This is a genomic window from uncultured Agrobacterium sp., assembly GCA_913777615.1.
In the GTDB taxonomy this organism is placed as follows: domain Bacteria; phylum Pseudomonadota; class Alphaproteobacteria; order Rhizobiales; family Rhizobiaceae; genus Agrobacterium.
Genome location: CAJYTK010000012.1, coordinates 24,418 through 39,256, shown reverse-complemented (window position 1 = coordinate 39,256; position 14,839 = coordinate 24,418). Strand labels below are relative to the sequence as shown.

Here is a 14,839-nt window from a genome sequence, read left to right as displayed (position 1 = left end):
CGGGGCAGTGCGCCAACGCTTTCACCTGCAATTTTAAACAGCAACGTTGAACGGACCCAGACAATGAGACAAGCATTTGCAACTTTCGTCGCAGCGGCAACAATTTCAATTCAACCCTTAGAAGCACAGGAGATCAATTTGCAGCCGAACCATCCATACGCAGGCATGTGGATTACCGACGACAATCGTGTCCGCCATGAACTTTTGCCAAATGGGCGTTATGTCGAGGCCCGCGGTCAGCGTGAGCGAGCCTATGAAGGCCGTTATGAAGTCAACGGCACGCATATCGAGTACTGGGACGACACAGGCTTCACCGCCGATGGCGATTTCGTCGAAGAGGGCACACTGCACCATGGCGGCATGATCTTTCGCCGCAGGTCGGTGACGCCGTGACATGCCGACGAGCCTGTACTAATGCAGTACGGATCAGAGCGATGGGCGAACCAGGTCTGCCTGAAGCCATCCGTTAGGGCGCGCCTTTCATCGTAACCTCTCCGCCTTTCGCGAGAGGTCTATGAAGGCCCGTAGCGGTTGCGGCACGTGGCGGCCGCGCAAGGTAGTGGAGTGTCGGCCCCGGTATCGGCGATCGTCAGCAAGCTCTTGATAGATGACAACGCAGCCCTTGATGATGATGAAGGCGTTGCGCCGCATGGATTGCAGAAAGAGAGGGCGTCTTGGAGTCAGGGTGGAAGTACTGGTCCTGAAGCCGCCCGGCTTCCCGCAGGGTAGGTCAGAGTACGCCGCAGACTGGGTGTCGTTTAAAGATGAGGAAAGCATGAGATTCCGCCCGAATGCGTACCGCTCGGAAGCCGAACGATTCTACAGGCCACGGTTCCAAGCGTACAAAACGAAGAAGACCGTCATCGCGGGACGATGCGGCAGCTCTACGGCTCAGACGCTGGACGGCGGCCCTCGTAGAGACGAATTGGGCGGGAAAAGCTGCCGGTAAGTGGACACGGAGGGAGCCGCCGCCTCGAACACGAGTTCCCGCAGGATTGGAGAACCATGTATATCGGTCGGCGTAGGGACGAGAGAAATGGCCGTCAGGCGGCAAGCTCACAACCTAAGCCTAGCCCGTGATCGGTCTTGCTGTGTCCGTCGTCCGTTGGAAGACAATACACCGGTAGGGTTCCATCCGGTAGCGTGTACTGGGCGAGGTCACCAGTTATTTGCGGTGTTTGGAGAAACGGCTTGTGCGCAAACCCAACGCATACGAAGGCAATCGCGCACATGATGCGCAGCAGAAGACCGAATCTGCCTATCGCTCTCGTCATCGTGGATGCTCCCCACGAACGGGTAGCGATGTTTTCGTTAAGGGGCAATGCGGCAAGCAGTCTTACGATGAACGGCCACGGCGATGTAGTGGGAGAAAAATTACATCGTGAAAGGTCTGTCCGCTGTCAAGCTAGCCGCTTCAGAAGCAGACGAACTCATGTTTTATGATCGAGCCACGCTTATCCACAGTCAACCTTCCGTTACAGAGTCATAACCGTTGACGATTTTTTCACGCCGTATACCATATCTAGTGTTCGAGGTTCTTCCGATTCGCGTCGGAAGCTAAGACGGGAATACGGTGCGTGATGTCCTTTCTGGACGGAGCAATGCCGGAGCTGCCCCCGCAACTGTAAGCGGCGAGCATTCTTCTCAAACTGCCACTGAGCCGAAAGGTCTCGGGAAGGCGAGATGGATGCGACGACCCGTGAGCCAGGAGACCTGCCTCAAACGAATACGTCCACGGGCGGGGTGTCCGAAGGTCGCGCTTGCGTGCGGGATGATCCTGCGCGTGCCGCTTCCTTGATCCCCCGCATCAACCACTTCGGGGTGAAGTCAATGTCGCATCATTCTAGTCAGTATCCGCGTGAATAGCGGGCGGTAACGCCTGCCGCCGATTTCGGCTGTCCTGATTTCCGAGTTCCTGAATGGGCGTTCACCACGCCCGATCGATATCGCACGCCTACTCAAATCTCACGAGGATCATCATGACCGTTACCGTTTACAGCAAGCCTGCCTGCGTCCAGTGCACAGCCACCACCCGCGCTCTTGATCGTCAGGGCATCGACTACACCGTCGTGGATGTGTCCGAAGACACCAATGCCTACGCTCTGGTACAGGGGCTGGGGTATCGTCAGGTTCCAGTTGTGGTGGCTGGCGAGACCCATTGGGCGGGCTTCCGCCCGGATATGATCAGCACGCTTGCGGCCTGAGCCGGAGCAATGGGACAGATCGTCTATTTCTCCAGCCGGTCGGAAAACACTCATCGCTTCGTCGGGAAATTGGGGATGATTGCGCGGCGGATTCCGCTTAGTCCTTCCGAGAGCCTTCGGGTCGAAGCCCCCTATGTCCTGATCCTTCCAACCTACAGTGGCGAAGGTGGAAAAGGGGCCGTTCCAAAACAGGTGATCCGCTTCCTCAACGATGCGGAGAACCGGGCAAACATTCGCGGCGTGATCGCCGCGGGCAACAGCAATTTCGGGGCGAGCTACGGGATCGCCGGCGATGTCATCTCCCAGAAATGCCAGGTGCCGTACCTCTACAGGTTCGAGCTTCTGGGCACTGAGGAAGATGTCGCGAACGTCAAACACGGATTGGAACGATTTTGGACGCGACCACTTTCGAAAAGCCTTTGAAGACATCGGAATCCGAACTGGATTTCCATGCCCTCAACGCGATGCTTAACCTCTATGACGAACAAGGAAAAATCCAGCTCGATAAGGACAGACTAGCTGTGAAGCAATATTTCCTGCAGCACGTCAACCAGAACACGGTGTTCTTCCATAATCTGCGGGAGAAACTCGATTACCTCGTCACCGAAGGCTATTACGAGCGCGAGGTTCTGGACCAATATTCCTTCAATTTCGTGCGAGATTTGTTCGACGCTGCCTATGCCCGAAAGTTCCGGTTTCCGACCTTTCTCGGCGCGTTCAAATATTACACCAGCTACACGCTGAAGACCTTCGACGGCAAACGCTATCTGGAGCGCTACGAAGACCGCGTCTGCATGGTTGCCCTGACGCTGGCCCAGGGAAGCGAAACGCTCGCCCAGTCGCTGCTGGATGAGATCGTCTCCGGGCGTTTCCAGCCCGCAACGCCGACATTTCTCAATGCCGGAAAGAAACAGCGGGGCGAACTCGTTTCGTGTTTCCTGCTGCGCGTTGAAGACAACATGGAGTCGATTGCCCGCGGCATTAACTCCGCGCTTCAGCTTTCCAAGCGCGGTGGCGGTGTCGCACTTTGCCTGACCAACATCCGTGAGGCGGGTGCGCCGATCAAGCAGATCGAGAACCAGTCATCCGGCGTCATTCCCGTGATGAAGCTGCTTGAGGACAGCTTCTCCTACGCCAACCAACTCGGTGCGCGTCAGGGCGCGGGTGCAGTCTACCTCAACGCCCACCATCCCGATATCATGCGCTTCCTCGATACCAAGCGAGAGAATGCCGACGAGAAGATCAGGATCAAGACCCTGTCGCTCGGCGTCGTCGTGCCCGACATCACCTTCGAACTGGCAAAGAACAACGAGGACATGTACCTGTTTTCGCCCTATGACATCGAGCGTGTCTATGGCGTCCCATTCACCGAAATTTCCGTGACCGAAAAGTACCGCGAAATGGTCGCGGATTCCCGGATCAAGAAGAAGAAGATCAAGGCGCGTGACTTCTTCCAGGTAATCGCCGAGATACAGTTCGAGAGCGGCTATCCATACATCATGTTTGAGGACACGGTGAACAAGGCGAACCCGATTGCGGGACGCATTTCCATGAGCAACCTCTGCTCGGAAATCCTTCAGGTCAGCGACGCCAGCCAATACAATGACGACCTTTCCTATAAGGTCATGGGCAAGGATATCTCCTGCAATCTTGGCTCGCTGAACATTGCTGCAACGATGGACAGCTCCGATTTCGGCAAGACCATCGAGACATCGATCCGGGCGCTGACGGCCGTGTCGGACATGAGCCATATCTCTTCCGTGCCATCGGTCGAAAAAGGCAATGACGATAGCCACGCCATCGGTCTCGGCCAGATGAACCTGCATGGTTATCTCGCCCGCGAGCGCATCTTCTACGGCTCGGAAGAAGGCATCGATTTCACCAATATCTATTTCTACACGGTGACCTACCACGCCATCCGCGCCTCGAACCGGATTGCCGCCGAGCGAGGCGTCAGCTTCAAGGGCTTCGAGAAGTCGAAATATGCCTCTGGGGAATACTTCGACAAATACACTGAGCAGGAATGGCTACCAGCGACAGAGCGGGTTCGCGAGCTGTTCGTGACGGCAGGCATCGCAATCCCCACACAGGCGGACTGGCTTGCGCTGAAGCAGGCCGTCATGACCTCTGGCCTCTACAACCAGAACCTGCAGGCCGTGCCACCAACCGGTTCGATCTCCTACATCAATCACTCGACATCTTCGATCCACCCTATCGTGTCGAAGATCGAAATCCGCAAGGAGGGAAAGATCGGGCGCGTTTATTACCCCGCCGCCTTCATGAGCGACGACAATCTCGAGTACTATCAGGATGCGTACGAAATCGGTCCTGAGAAGATCATCGATACCTATGCGGCGGCCACCCAGCATGTCGATCAGGGTCTGTCGCTGACGCTGTTCTTCCGCGACACGGCCACCACCCGCGACATCAACCGGGCGCAAATCTACGCGTGGAAGAAGGGTATCAAGACCATCTACTACATTCGCCTGCGTCAGATGGCTCTGGAAGGCACGGAAGTGCAGGGTTGCGTGTCATGCGCGCTGTGAACAAGAACGCTTCGAAAGATCAACTAATGAACATCGCCGTAAAGCCCGCCAGCCGCGTTCGCGCCATCAACTGGAATCGCATCGAAGACGACAAGGACCTGGAGGTCTGGAACCGTTTGACAGGAAATTTCTGGCTGCCGGAAAAGGTGCCGCTCTCCAACGACATCCCATCCTGGGGAACGCTCAAGCCGGAAGAGCAGAAACTTACCATCCGCGTCTTCACCGGCCTGACGCTGCTCGACACGATCCAGAACGGTGTAGGCTCGATCAAGCTCATGGAGGATGCCGCAACGCCACATGAGGAAGCGGTGCTGTCCAATCTCCTTCATGGAGGCGGTGCACGCACGTTCATACTCCTCGATCTTTTCCACTCTTTGCTCGACGCCGGATGTGGACGACGCCTATCGCTGGTCGGCGGAAAACGAATTCCTGCAACGGAAATCGGCGCTCATCATGCGCGAATATGACAGCGGCGATACGTTGAAGAAGAAGGTTGCCTCCGTTTTCCTCGAAAGCTTCCTGTTCTACTCCGGCTTCTATCTTCCGATGTACTGGTCAAGCCGCGCCAAACTCACCAACACCGCCGACATGATCCGTCTCATCATCCGCGACGAGGCTGTGCACGGATATTACATCGGCTACAAGTTCCAGCGTGCGGTGGAACGTCTGCCGGAACAGAAGCGCCAGGACATCAAGGACTTCGCCTTCGATCTCCTGCTCGAACTCTACGACAACGACGCAAAGTACACCGAAGCTCTCTATGATGGCGTCGGCTTGACGGAAGACGTCAAACAATTCCTACACTACAACGCTAACAAGGCGCTGATGAACCTCGGCTATGAAGCCCTGTTTCCGGCTGAGGCCTGCAAGGTCAATCCGGCGATCCTTGCGGCGCTTTCACCGAACGCCGACGAAAACCATGACTTCTTCTCCGGGTCCGGCTCGTCCTATGTGATCGGCAAAGCGGTGGCGACGGAAGATGAAGACTGGGATTTCTGAGCTTATGTAGAAGCTGAACTATTCAGTGATCCACCGTAATGCAAAGGAGGGGTCGTGGGTTCGGCTCAGTTCAAAGCGGAGACACTGTAAGTTCGCGTGTTCTCCGTGTTCAAAGAACCTCAAGCGATTTTACATGATCAGCGCTTTGATGTGCGTGCACGCGAGTGTATCGGATTAGCTCATCGAAGTGGCGTTGCATTTTACGTATGGAGTCGGCGTTATTGAGAACGAGATACATGCCGCCCACGAAGATAGCCGCGCGTTGCGATCCGAAGATCGTGTAGGGGACCGAGAATTTTTCCTTTTCGTTGAACAGGAATAGGCGGAATGAAGGGTAAAGTTCGTCAATGAGGTTGGACATGTATTGCAACTGTGTTGCTCTGACCTCCTTCTTCAGCCCACTCCACATGCCACGCCCCTGGGCAAAAGCTTCTAGTGTTTCGCAGGGCATGCAGACTTCCATATCCGTGCCCGGCTGGCGGTTGTAGTCCAGCCGGAAGGCGGATTCGCTCGCTTGCGCTTTCACACTTTGGTGCGCGCTTTCGGCTTCGAAGGCGATGATTTGCGGGGTGCGTAGAAGGTCCGGGATGCGGGCCGGCACGTAGCGGATCTTCGACCCAGTCGCCTCGGCATGCCATTTCATCAGCAACGTGTCTGTGTAGTCTTCGCCACCTTCTTCGATTTCGAAGCTAGGACGCAGCTCTCCAGTGAGCCCTGGATCGTGCGATATCCCCAGGAGCCAATCGAGCGATACGGCGTGGCGTTCGGCAATGTTGAGAAGAGTTTCCACGCGCGGTAGACGCGCCGAATCACCCGACAAAAGCTGTGATAGCGCCGAGCGGTCGATGCCGATCCCGGCCGCAAAAGCCGAATGGCTGTCACCGGACCGCGTGACCAGTTCCAGCAAGCGGAGACGAAAAAGTTCCGCCAAGGCGCGCTTGTCCATAATCCACCCCAATGTTTACTATTATCAACATTTTATGGTTTCTGTTATCAAAATCAACAGTCGGTCACCAAACTCTCGTTGTCCATGTCGCGGCTCGGTGAGACTCTTATGCGGGGCAAAGCATCAGGGGATATGATGAGCGACACGTCATTCGATAGGCAACACCGAGGAATCCATCAACGCCGAACAAGGGCGCCTAGGATAGAGTGGCCGACAGTCGCTCTACTTCTTGCATGCTACGGCCTGTGGGGGATGGCCGGCTACAGTCTTTATCCGGCCTATCCCATCGTCGCGCTCGTGCTGATGGGCGTGGCGGTCGCACTTCACTCGTCGCTTCAACACGAAGTTTTGCACGGGCATCCGACGAGGAGTGCCAAGGTGAACGAGGCGCTGGTCTTCGCTCCGCTCGGGGTGTTTTACCCCTACCGCAGCTACAAGCGGACGCATCTTCAGCACCATGCGGATGAGCGTCTCACCGATCCCTTCGATGATCCCGAGAGCTACTACCGCGCCATGAGCGACTGGGAGACGATGCCAGCGTTACTGAAGCGTCTGCTTGCCTGGAACAACACGCTGATTGGACGTGTGCTGATCGGTCCGCCGCTGATGGTGGTTGGTTTCACCGCTTCCGAATGGCGAAAGATTTTCAAGGGCGATCGCAAGGTCATCATGGCATGGACCCTCCACCTTGCCGGGCTCATTCCGACCTTGTTGGTAGTCTCGAATCTGTTCGGCATTCCTGTCTGGCTTTACATTGGGGTTTCCGCCTATCTCGGGGTTTCCATTATCGCCATTCGCTCCTACTGTGAGCATCAGTGGGCTGAGCAGCCGGATGGTCGCACGATCATCGTCGAGAACTCGCTTCTCGCGCCGCTTTTTCTCTATAACAACCTGCACTTCGTACACCACAAGCTGCCGACCGTCGCATGGTACAGATTGCCGTCGCTCTATCGTGCCGGACGCGCAGAATGGCAAAGGATGAACGAGGGATATGTATTCGCCAACTATTTCGAGGTTTTCCGTGCATTCGCTTTCAAGGCGAAGGAGCCGGTGGTGCACCCCGCCTGGCGAAAGGTGCAACCGGTCGTCGCGAACGATATCGTTGTAAAGCATCAGGGCCAGGTAGCCAGCTATCAAGCCGCGGGTGGTACCGCAATTCCGGATCTCCCTGCATGAGGTGGATTGCCGCTCTGCCGATGTATGACTGGCCGGAAGTGCGATCGGATGTGGATCGCAGTTGGGAAATAATGCGCGCCCGCTTGATCGCAAATGGCATTGATGCGCCTGAGCACCTCATTCGGCGCAATGCGGACATGCCACCGGTCCCGGGCGGCATTCGTGGCGGGGATGGTTCGGTCATCGCGCCGGACCCGGCGACGCTCGATCCGGATGCCCTCGATTTCGATGTTCTGTGGCGCCATCCGGCTCTTCTCGTCTCCGCTACCTGTTGGGGGCCGATGGAACTTGGCTTGCAGGATCATGTCCAGGTCATCGGGCAAAGCCCGTATGAAGATGTCGCGGGGGGCTCGGGGATATTCTATTCGAGCGCCATTATTGGTCGAAGAGGGGAGGGCGCCAGCGTGATGGCGCCTGAGACCGGCGAACCGGTCTTGCCGATCTCGTTATTTCGAGGAAGAAAACTTGCCTTTAACGAGCACCGCTCGATGTCCGGTCATCTGGCTTTGAAGCGCGATCTGGAGGCCATGGGCGAAAGCTTCAAGCTGTTTTCCGAAATGGTGGAAACCGGAGCGCATCGGGCGTCGGTGACAGCTGTCGCACGGGGAGAAGCCGACTTCGCGGCAATCGACTGCCGATCCTGGATGCTGGCTGAGCGCCACGAGCCGGCGGCGAGGGATCTGCATGTCGTCGGCTGGACAGGGCGGCGCAAGGGCCTGCCCTATATCCGTGCCAGAAACATCCATCTCGACTTCCTGATGTAGGCGTGGCGCGCATCTCAGACCGTTTGATCGGTAGGCAGGATCTTCGACAGGAGCGCCCTGGTCTTCTCCATGTCGGATGAGATCGGCCGATCGTCAGAATAATGGCTGACGTGCGACCGGAGCAGGCTGTAGAGCGCATCCGTACCTGGTGCTCTGGGCGCCACGGTTTCCAGAAAATCATGGGCCTGCGTGGCCGCCAGCCACTCGATCGCCAGAATGTATTCGGCATTGTCAATGACGGCGAGAAGCTTGTTGGCTGCAGCGGTCGGATGGGCAAGGAAATCCTCCTGCAGCGCCGAGGTGAGACCGCCATCGGTGGAGGCGGGCGCTGCCAGCCTGCGGTTCTCGTTTGCAAGCGCCGCTGCCGTGTATTGGGCGATCATGAAGCCGGAATGGCTGCCTGGGTCGGAAGCGAGGAAGGGGGGAAGTCCGCTCACCAGCGGATTGACCAGGCGGTCGATCCGCCGCTCGCTCATGGCCGCAATTTGCGCAATGGCAATGGCGAGCGCGTCGGCGGCCTGACCGAGTGCTGGCGCCACCGCATGGGCTTCCGACCAGACAAGCGGCTCCTCCGGCGTGCCGGCGACAGCGGGGTTGTCGGTGACCGATGCGAGTTCACGGTCAACGATGGCGGTGCAGTTTTCGAACAGATCGCGCGTCGCACCATGGGCATGGGGGATAGAGCGCAGGCTGAGTGCATCCTGTGTGCGCCGGCCCTTGGCAGCTTCGATCAGTCCGCTGCCGGCAAGACGTGTCCGCAGCACCTCGCCCACCTTGGTAATGCCATCGGAGACGCGAAACGACAGCACGGCCTCGCTGAAAGCCAGCATCTGGCAGCCAGCAGCCTCAAGCGTCATGGCGGCAATGGCATCGGCCCAGTCGAGCAATTGCGCGGTCCGCTTCAGCGCAATGCTGCAGAGACCTGTGGCGCAAGCGGTGCCATTGACGAGGCTCAAACCCTCCTTGGCGCCGAGAGTGACTGGCTCAAGTCCGAGCTCCGCCAAGGCCTCACGCCCGCTCAAGGCACGTCCGGCGATATGGGCGGAGCCTTCTCCAATAAGCACCAGCGCTGTATGCGCATTGTGCGTCAGGTAGCCCGCCGATCCGCGGGAAGGGACATCCGGAATGCAGTCGCGCTCGAGAAACGTGGTAAGATGGCGAACGATCTCCAGGCTGATGCCGGAATACCCATGGGCGAAGTTGGCGATCTGCGCGGCGATGATGGCGCGCACCTCACGAGGGGGTAGAAGCGGACCGACGCCGCAGGCATGGCTCAGGATAATGCTGCGCGAGAGCTTGCCCTGTGCTGTGCGATCAACCACGGTGTCCGAAAGAGCGCCGACGCCGGTGTTGATGCCATAGGCGCGGATGCCCCGCTCGACGATGCTTTCCACGATCCGTTGAGCGTTTTCGATCCGCTGCATTGCAGCGTCTGAGAGCGCAAGTGTTTCTCCCTGGCCGACATTTGCCACGTCCTGCCAAGTCAGCCTGCCATCGAGCAACACGGTCATTCGGTTTTCCTGATAATGTTCAATGGAATGAAAGGGTTCGTCTGGATTGTGCGGTTTCAGGTTTCCCAGACGCTGGATCAGGTGCTGTAGAGGCGATAGCGGCTGCCGGGGTAAAGCAAGCGGACGGAAGAGATGACGCCGGCGTCAGACCAGGTACGGCGGCGCACCAGAAGGCAGGGCTCCGTCTTGGAAATGGCAAGCAGCTTGCACTCCCATGGCTGCGCCGTCACCGCTTCGATATGCTGCTCGGCCCTCACGATAGGCGCGATGGCGGTGAGATAGCCGTTCGGCGTTGCTTTGCCGAAATCCTGATCGATATAGTGCGGAACGATGGCGTGGTTGACGAAACGATCCTCGATCTGCATCGGTACGGAATCTTCCGCATGCACCATGATCGAATGCGACACCGGGCTGCCGATCTCGATCGACAGTGCCTCTGCCAGTTCGGCATCGCAGCTTTCCATCTTCAGTACGACGACATTGGCTGTATGGACACCGCCGTTGCGGGTGATTTCGTCGGCAATATTGGGGACGCTCTGAAACTGCGACGTCCGCTTCTTGCTGGCAACGAAAGACCCCTTGCCCTGTACGCGAACAACGAAGCCTTCATCGGCCAGTTCGCGCAGTGCGCGGTTGGCCGTCATGCGGCTGACGCCAAGCAGTTCGACCAGTTCGTTTTCGGACGGCACGCGATGGCCGACGGTCCACTCGCCGGTTTCGACGCGGCTTCGAACATAATCCTTGAGCGTGACGTAAAGCGGCTTGTCGGATGCCTGCTCGTGCTGCGCTTTTTCGATCTGTTTCTCTACCGTTTGCATGGGGCTCCAAAAGGCGAACTACGAATGTTCGGCACCGGACGCGTCCGGGGCGCGTGTGCGGGTATGGTGCGTGCCATACCCGCAAACAGCCGTCAGTTCAACTTGTGCGTCGTCAGCCACTCTTCGGCAACCACGTCGAAGCTGTCATGGTTGGCAAGGCGACCGTTCATGACAATCAGGTCCTTGGTCGTCAGAGCGGCCGAAACCGCATCCAGCGTCTTGGTGACCGTGTCGTTAACCTTGGCCTTGGCCACGACCGGCACGATGTTCTGCGCGGGGAACAGGTTCTTGACGTCTTCGAGAATGATCAGATCGTTTGCAGCAATCGCCGGGTCCGTCGAGAACAGGTTCGCTGCCTGAACCTGATTGTTCAGGAGTGCCGACAGCGTCAAAGGACCACCGACATCGAGAGACTTGAATGATTTGAATTCAAGACCATAGAGTTCCTTCAGACCAATGATACCTTCCTTGCGGGTCTTCCACTCCGGCGGGCCACCAAGCACCAGTTCGGATGCGACAGGCTTGAGATCGGCGATCGTCTTCAGCTTGTATTTCTCCGCAGTGGCACGGGTTACCGCCACGCCATCGGAATCCTGAGCCACGGATGGTGTCAGCATGACAACACCTTCTGGCAGCGCCTTTTTCAGTGCTGCAGCGACGTCCGCCGGCGAATGGGCGGTGGCGTTCTTGTCGAGATAGCTCAAGGTCGCGCCGGCATATTCCGGCAGGAGGTCGATCGAGCCATCGAGAAGTGCCGGCATATAGACTTCGCGGCTACCGATGCTGAGCTTGGTTTCCGTCTTGATACCCTTGGCGGCCAGAGCCTTGGCATAGATCGTGGCCAAAAGCTGGCTTTCGGGGAAGTCGGCCGAGCCGACGATGATGGTGGACGTGTCCGAACGCTGAGCCGGAGCATTCCCGAGAGGATCGGTCTGGGCAAGCGTCGTGGTGGCGGAAAGCGCAATCAGCGCAAACGCGCCGGCGGCTTTTAAGATATTGAATGCCATGCAAGCTACTCCTTTTGTGTCGACGTCTTCAGAATGAAAATGCAGTTTTGGTTGATGCCCGCCCTATGCCCGGCGGGTTAGTCCTGGTGAGACTGTGAGCCTCGATATGATGCCGATCACCAGATCGACCATAAGGGCGAGCGCACCGACGAGAACCGCACCGGCCGCCATCTGGTAGTAGTCGTTCTGCGCACGGCCATCGATGATGAGGCGCCCTAGACCGCCAAGCGATACGTAAGCCGCAATGGTTGCCGTTGAGATGATCTGCAATGTCGCGCTCCGAAGTCCAGAGAAGATCAGCGGCAGGGCGCAAGGAAGTTCGACATCGAAGAGAATATCGAGAGGGCGCTTGCCCATGCCGCGCGCCGCATCCACCGCTGCCGGATCCACCGCCGCAACGCCGGCATAGGTCGCGCTCATGATGGGTGGCACGGCCAGCAGCACGAGAACGATGATACTTGGCACGATGAACGCCATGTCGGAGGCAAAGACCGGACCGAAAAGAATGACGAGCAACACGATCAAACCCAGGCTCGGCAGTGCACGCAGTGCGTTGGCAAGGCCGGCGATGACAACCACGCCGCGGCCGGTGTGGCCGACATAAAGACCGATCGGCAGGCCGATCAGGCAGGAGAAGAAGAGGGCAACGCCGCTATAGATCAGGTGCTGGATGACGAGCGCGAAGACGCCATCGGTGCCTGTCCAGTGGGCCGGATCGGAAAACCACGCGATCATCGTTCTGCACCTCCGGGCTGCCATGGTGTCAGGCGTTTCGTGGCAAAGAGCACAATCCCGTCGAGCAGAGCTGCCAACAGCACGCACAGAACGATACCGGCGATGATCGGCGTCAGGAAGCGCAGTTGAAGCCCTTGTGTAAACAGAAGACCGAGCTGCGGCGTGCCGACGAGTGCTGCGACGGAAACGATACTGACATTGGATACCACCGCGACGCGCAGGCCAGCGGCAATCACGGGCACGGCGAGCGGAAGCTCAACGAAGAGAAGGCGCGGCAATGTGCGATAACCCATGGCATTTGCAGCCTGAATGACATCGGGCTGTACGGAATCGAGGCCATCGGTGACAGTGCGGATAAGAAGCGCCAGCGCATAGATCGTCAGCGCGACAACCACGTTGAGCGGATCGAGAATGCGCGTGCCGAGAGCGAGCGGTAGCAGAACGAAGAGGGCAAGCGACGGGATCGTGTAGAGCAAACCAGCCGCACCAAGCATCGTGGAGCGGAAGAAGCCGGCCCGGTGCGCAAGCCAGCCAAGCGGCAGCGCGAGGAGGAGACCAATGACGACGGGGATGACAGAAAGCCAGAGGTGCCAGAGGAAGAGTTCGGCGATACGGCCGGACTCGCGGTACAGCCAATCGAACCTCATGCTTGCGCCCTCGCGCGACCGGTGCGTGCCGCCTCGATCGCGGTGACAACATGAGACAATGTGACGGTGCCTGCCAATGTGCCTGACGGACCGACGATCACGCCTCGGCCTGAGGGTGAACTGAGGGCGGCGTCAAGAACGTTGCGCAGACTGCTGCCCTCTACCGCAAGCGTGCCGCTGAGATTGAGATCGCCCTCTCTCAAAGGAGCCTTGATGCTTTCCACATCGGCCCAACCCAACGGGCGGTTCTCGGCGTCGGCGACGAGCACCCATCTGTCGGTCGCAATCTGGCGAAGGGATTCCGGTGTGGCGCCGAGCGTGGCTGTCGGTTCCTGGCCAAGTTGCACGCCATCATCGTTAAAGTCGGCAAAACCCAGGATGCGATACCCCCTGTCGCGTCCGATAAAATCAGCGACGAATTCGTCTGCGGGTCGTGCCAGCAATTCCTGTGGAGTGGCGATCTGCGCCAGCGTTCCGCCAGTGCGCAGAACCGCGACCTGATCGCCAAGCTTCAGAGCCTCGTCGATATCATGCGTGACCATGATGATGGTCTTGCCGATTTCACGCTGGAGACGGAGGAACTCGTCCTGCAGTTGAGCACGGACCACCGGATCGACGGCGCTGAAAGGCTCGTCCATCAGCATGAATTTCGGATCTGACGCGAGTGCACGCGCAACGCCGACGCGCTGCTGCTGGCCGCCGGAAAGCTGCCAGGGATAGCGATTGGCGAAAGCGGAAGAGAGGCCGACGCGCTCCAGAAGATCATGGGCAGTCCGAAGCGCCTGCTCCTTGGGCGTTCCGTTCAGCCGCGCGGTCGTTGCAATGTTCTGCACGACGGTGCGGTGGGGAAAGAGGCCGGCATTTTGAATGACGTAACCGATCTTGCGGCGCAGCAGCGCCACATCCATGGCGTTCGTCGGTTCGCCATCAAGAAGAATCCTGCCCGAGGAGGGCGTGATCAGCCGGTTGACCATGCGAAGCGACGTCGTCTTGCCGCAACCCGATGGGCCTACGAAGATGGTGAGCTTGCCGCTGGGAGCCGTCAGCGACAGTTTGTCGACAGCCGTGGTCGGCCCCCGATAGTGCTTGCTGACATGATCGAATGTTATCATAGGCGCGTTCCCTCTTGTCGACAATCGGACTTAGCCCCTGATCCCGATGCCCCTTAGTTGTCTATACAAGCACGAAGATAAGGCCCCCGCAAGCTGGGTGATCAAAGAATCTACACAAATAAACATTGCTTAAATTTATGCGGGACGGTTGTGGCAAAGTAGCTTAGGGTGCGGTCTCTTTGCGGACCTTTTTCGCGCGCGTTGCTATTATGAACACTTCCGAAAGTTTTTCTGATCGCGCGTTGGTGGCTAGAGTTTTGCCAGCGCAATACATTCTAGACTAATCGCTCGCAAGAACTGCCGCGGGGTCGCTAGTTCGACCCCACTCAAGAGCAAAAACCTGACCAAGAACCCAATTTCCCACGAGGGCGTTC

General features: G+C 58.1%; 13 protein-coding genes, 1 pseudogene and 1 riboswitch. Of the genes and pseudogenes, 7 read left to right on the top strand and 7 right to left on the bottom strand.

The window, feature by feature from the left end:
- Window positions 1–63 precede the first annotated feature (63 nt).
- The 5 genes and pseudogenes from QZ862_RS11385 (at window position 64) to nrdF (ending at window position 5,749) form a co-directional block, all read left to right on the top strand.
- Window positions 64–393, top strand: a complete 330-nt coding sequence (locus QZ862_RS11385; protein WP_296099964.1) for an Atu4866 domain-containing protein — start codon at window positions 64–66, stop codon at window positions 391–393.
- Window positions 394–1,515: 1,122 nt separating this feature from the next.
- Window positions 1,516–1,736: riboswitch (cobalamin riboswitch) on the top strand.
- Window positions 1,737–1,979: 243 nt separating this feature from the next.
- Entirely contained in the window at window positions 1,980–2,204 is a 225-nt protein-coding gene (nrdH, locus tag QZ862_RS11380) for a glutaredoxin-like protein NrdH (protein WP_296099962.1), read from the top strand.
- Between the two features lie 9 nt (window positions 2,205–2,213).
- Window positions 2,214–2,627, top strand: a complete 414-nt coding sequence (gene nrdI, locus QZ862_RS11375; protein ID WP_296099959.1) for a class Ib ribonucleoside-diphosphate reductase assembly flavoprotein NrdI — start codon at window positions 2,214–2,216, stop codon at window positions 2,625–2,627.
- Complete coding sequence (gene nrdE / locus QZ862_RS11370; protein ID WP_296099957.1) at window positions 2,597–4,750, top strand: class 1b ribonucleoside-diphosphate reductase subunit alpha; 2,154 nt, start codon at window positions 2,597–2,599, stop codon at window positions 4,748–4,750. Before nrdI ends, nrdE begins: the two co-directional genes overlap by 31 nt.
- A gap of 26 nt (window positions 4,751–4,776) precedes the next feature.
- Window positions 4,777–5,749: pseudogene (gene nrdF, locus QZ862_RS11365) on the top strand (class 1b ribonucleoside-diphosphate reductase subunit beta).
- A 109-nt stretch (window positions 5,750–5,858) separates the two neighbouring features.
- On the opposite strand, the gene QZ862_RS11360 reads toward nrdF, so the two are convergent.
- On the bottom strand, window positions 5,859–6,695 hold the full coding sequence (locus tag QZ862_RS11360; protein WP_296075481.1) for a helix-turn-helix transcriptional regulator: 837 nt from the start codon (window positions 6,693–6,695) through the stop codon (window positions 5,859–5,861).
- 252 nt (window positions 6,696–6,947) lie between these two features.
- Here QZ862_RS11360 and QZ862_RS11355 point away from each other — a divergent pair, with 252 nt between their 5' ends.
- Entirely contained in the window at window positions 6,948–7,871 is a 924-nt protein-coding gene (locus tag QZ862_RS11355) for a fatty acid desaturase (protein WP_296099954.1), read from the top strand.
- Window positions 7,868–8,635: a PhnD/SsuA/transferrin family substrate-binding protein gene (locus QZ862_RS11350; protein ID WP_296099951.1), complete on the top strand. Its 768-nt coding sequence runs from the start codon at window positions 7,868–7,870 to the stop codon at window positions 8,633–8,635. The genes QZ862_RS11355 and QZ862_RS11350 overlap by 4 nt, the downstream gene beginning before the upstream one ends.
- A 14-nt stretch (window positions 8,636–8,649) precedes the next feature.
- Here QZ862_RS11350 and hutH read toward each other — a convergent pair whose 3' ends face one another.
- The 6 genes from hutH to QZ862_RS11320 all read right to left on the bottom strand — a co-directional run bounded on the left by hutH (window position 8,650) and on the right by QZ862_RS11320 (window position 14,465).
- On the bottom strand, window positions 8,650–10,146 hold the full coding sequence (hutH, locus tag QZ862_RS11345; RefSeq protein WP_296099949.1) for a histidine ammonia-lyase: 1,497 nt from the start codon (window positions 10,144–10,146) through the stop codon (window positions 8,650–8,652).
- Window positions 10,147–10,223: 77 nt separating this feature from the next.
- Window positions 10,224–10,964, bottom strand: a complete 741-nt coding sequence (gene hutC, locus QZ862_RS11340; protein WP_296099947.1) for a histidine utilization repressor — start codon at window positions 10,962–10,964, stop codon at window positions 10,224–10,226.
- Window positions 10,965–11,056: 92 nt separating this feature from the next.
- Window positions 11,057–11,971 (bottom strand): ABC transporter substrate-binding protein, encoded by a 915-nt coding sequence (locus tag QZ862_RS11335; RefSeq protein ID WP_296099944.1) that lies wholly within the window; start codon window positions 11,969–11,971, stop codon window positions 11,057–11,059.
- Window positions 11,972–12,034: 63 nt separating this feature from the next.
- The gene (locus QZ862_RS11330; RefSeq protein WP_062597551.1) at window positions 12,035–12,706 is read right to left on the bottom strand and encodes an ABC transporter permease subunit; all 672 of its coding nucleotides are present in this window, start codon (window positions 12,704–12,706) and stop codon (window positions 12,035–12,037) included.
- The gene (locus tag QZ862_RS11325) at window positions 12,703–13,353 is read right to left on the bottom strand and encodes an ABC transporter permease subunit (protein ID WP_062445271.1); all 651 of its coding nucleotides are present in this window, start codon (window positions 13,351–13,353) and stop codon (window positions 12,703–12,705) included. The genes QZ862_RS11330 and QZ862_RS11325 overlap by 4 nt, the downstream gene beginning before the upstream one ends.
- Window positions 13,350–14,465: an ATP-binding cassette domain-containing protein gene (locus QZ862_RS11320; protein ID WP_296099940.1), complete on the bottom strand. Its 1,116-nt coding sequence runs from the start codon at window positions 14,463–14,465 to the stop codon at window positions 13,350–13,352. Before QZ862_RS11320 ends, QZ862_RS11325 begins: the two co-directional genes overlap by 4 nt.
- Window positions 14,466–14,839 lie beyond the last annotated feature (374 nt).

Coding starts and splice junctions, on each gene's coding strand:
- QZ862_RS11385 (WP_296099964.1), top strand. CDS start 64: ATGAGACAAGCATTTGCAACTTTCGTCGCAGCGGCAACAATTTCAATT.
- nrdH (WP_296099962.1), top strand. CDS start 1,980: ATGACCGTTACCGTTTACAGCAAGCCTGCCTGCGTCCAGTGCACAGCC.
- nrdI (WP_296099959.1), top strand. CDS start 2,214: ATGGGACAGATCGTCTATTTCTCCAGCCGGTCGGAAAACACTCATCGC.
- QZ862_RS11360 (WP_296075481.1), bottom strand. CDS start 6,695: ATGGACAAGCGCGCCTTGGCGGAACTTTTTCGTCTCCGCTTGCTGGAA.
- QZ862_RS11355 (WP_296099954.1), top strand. CDS start 6,948: ATGGCCGGCTACAGTCTTTATCCGGCCTATCCCATCGTCGCGCTCGTG.
- QZ862_RS11350 (WP_296099951.1), top strand. CDS start 7,868: ATGAGGTGGATTGCCGCTCTGCCGATGTATGACTGGCCGGAAGTGCGA.
- hutH (WP_296099949.1), bottom strand. CDS start 10,146: ATGACCGTGTTGCTCGATGGCAGGCTGACTTGGCAGGACGTGGCAAAT.
- hutC (WP_296099947.1), bottom strand. CDS start 10,964: ATGCAAACGGTAGAGAAACAGATCGAAAAAGCGCAGCACGAGCAGGCA.
- QZ862_RS11335 (WP_296099944.1), bottom strand. CDS start 11,971: ATGGCATTCAATATCTTAAAAGCCGCCGGCGCGTTTGCGCTGATTGCG.
- QZ862_RS11330 (WP_062597551.1), bottom strand. CDS start 12,706: ATGATCGCGTGGTTTTCCGATCCGGCCCACTGGACAGGCACCGATGGC.
- QZ862_RS11325 (WP_062445271.1), bottom strand. CDS start 13,353: ATGAGGTTCGATTGGCTGTACCGCGAGTCCGGCCGTATCGCCGAACTC.
- QZ862_RS11320 (WP_296099940.1), bottom strand. CDS start 14,465: ATGATAACATTCGATCATGTCAGCAAGCACTATCGGGGGCCGACCACG.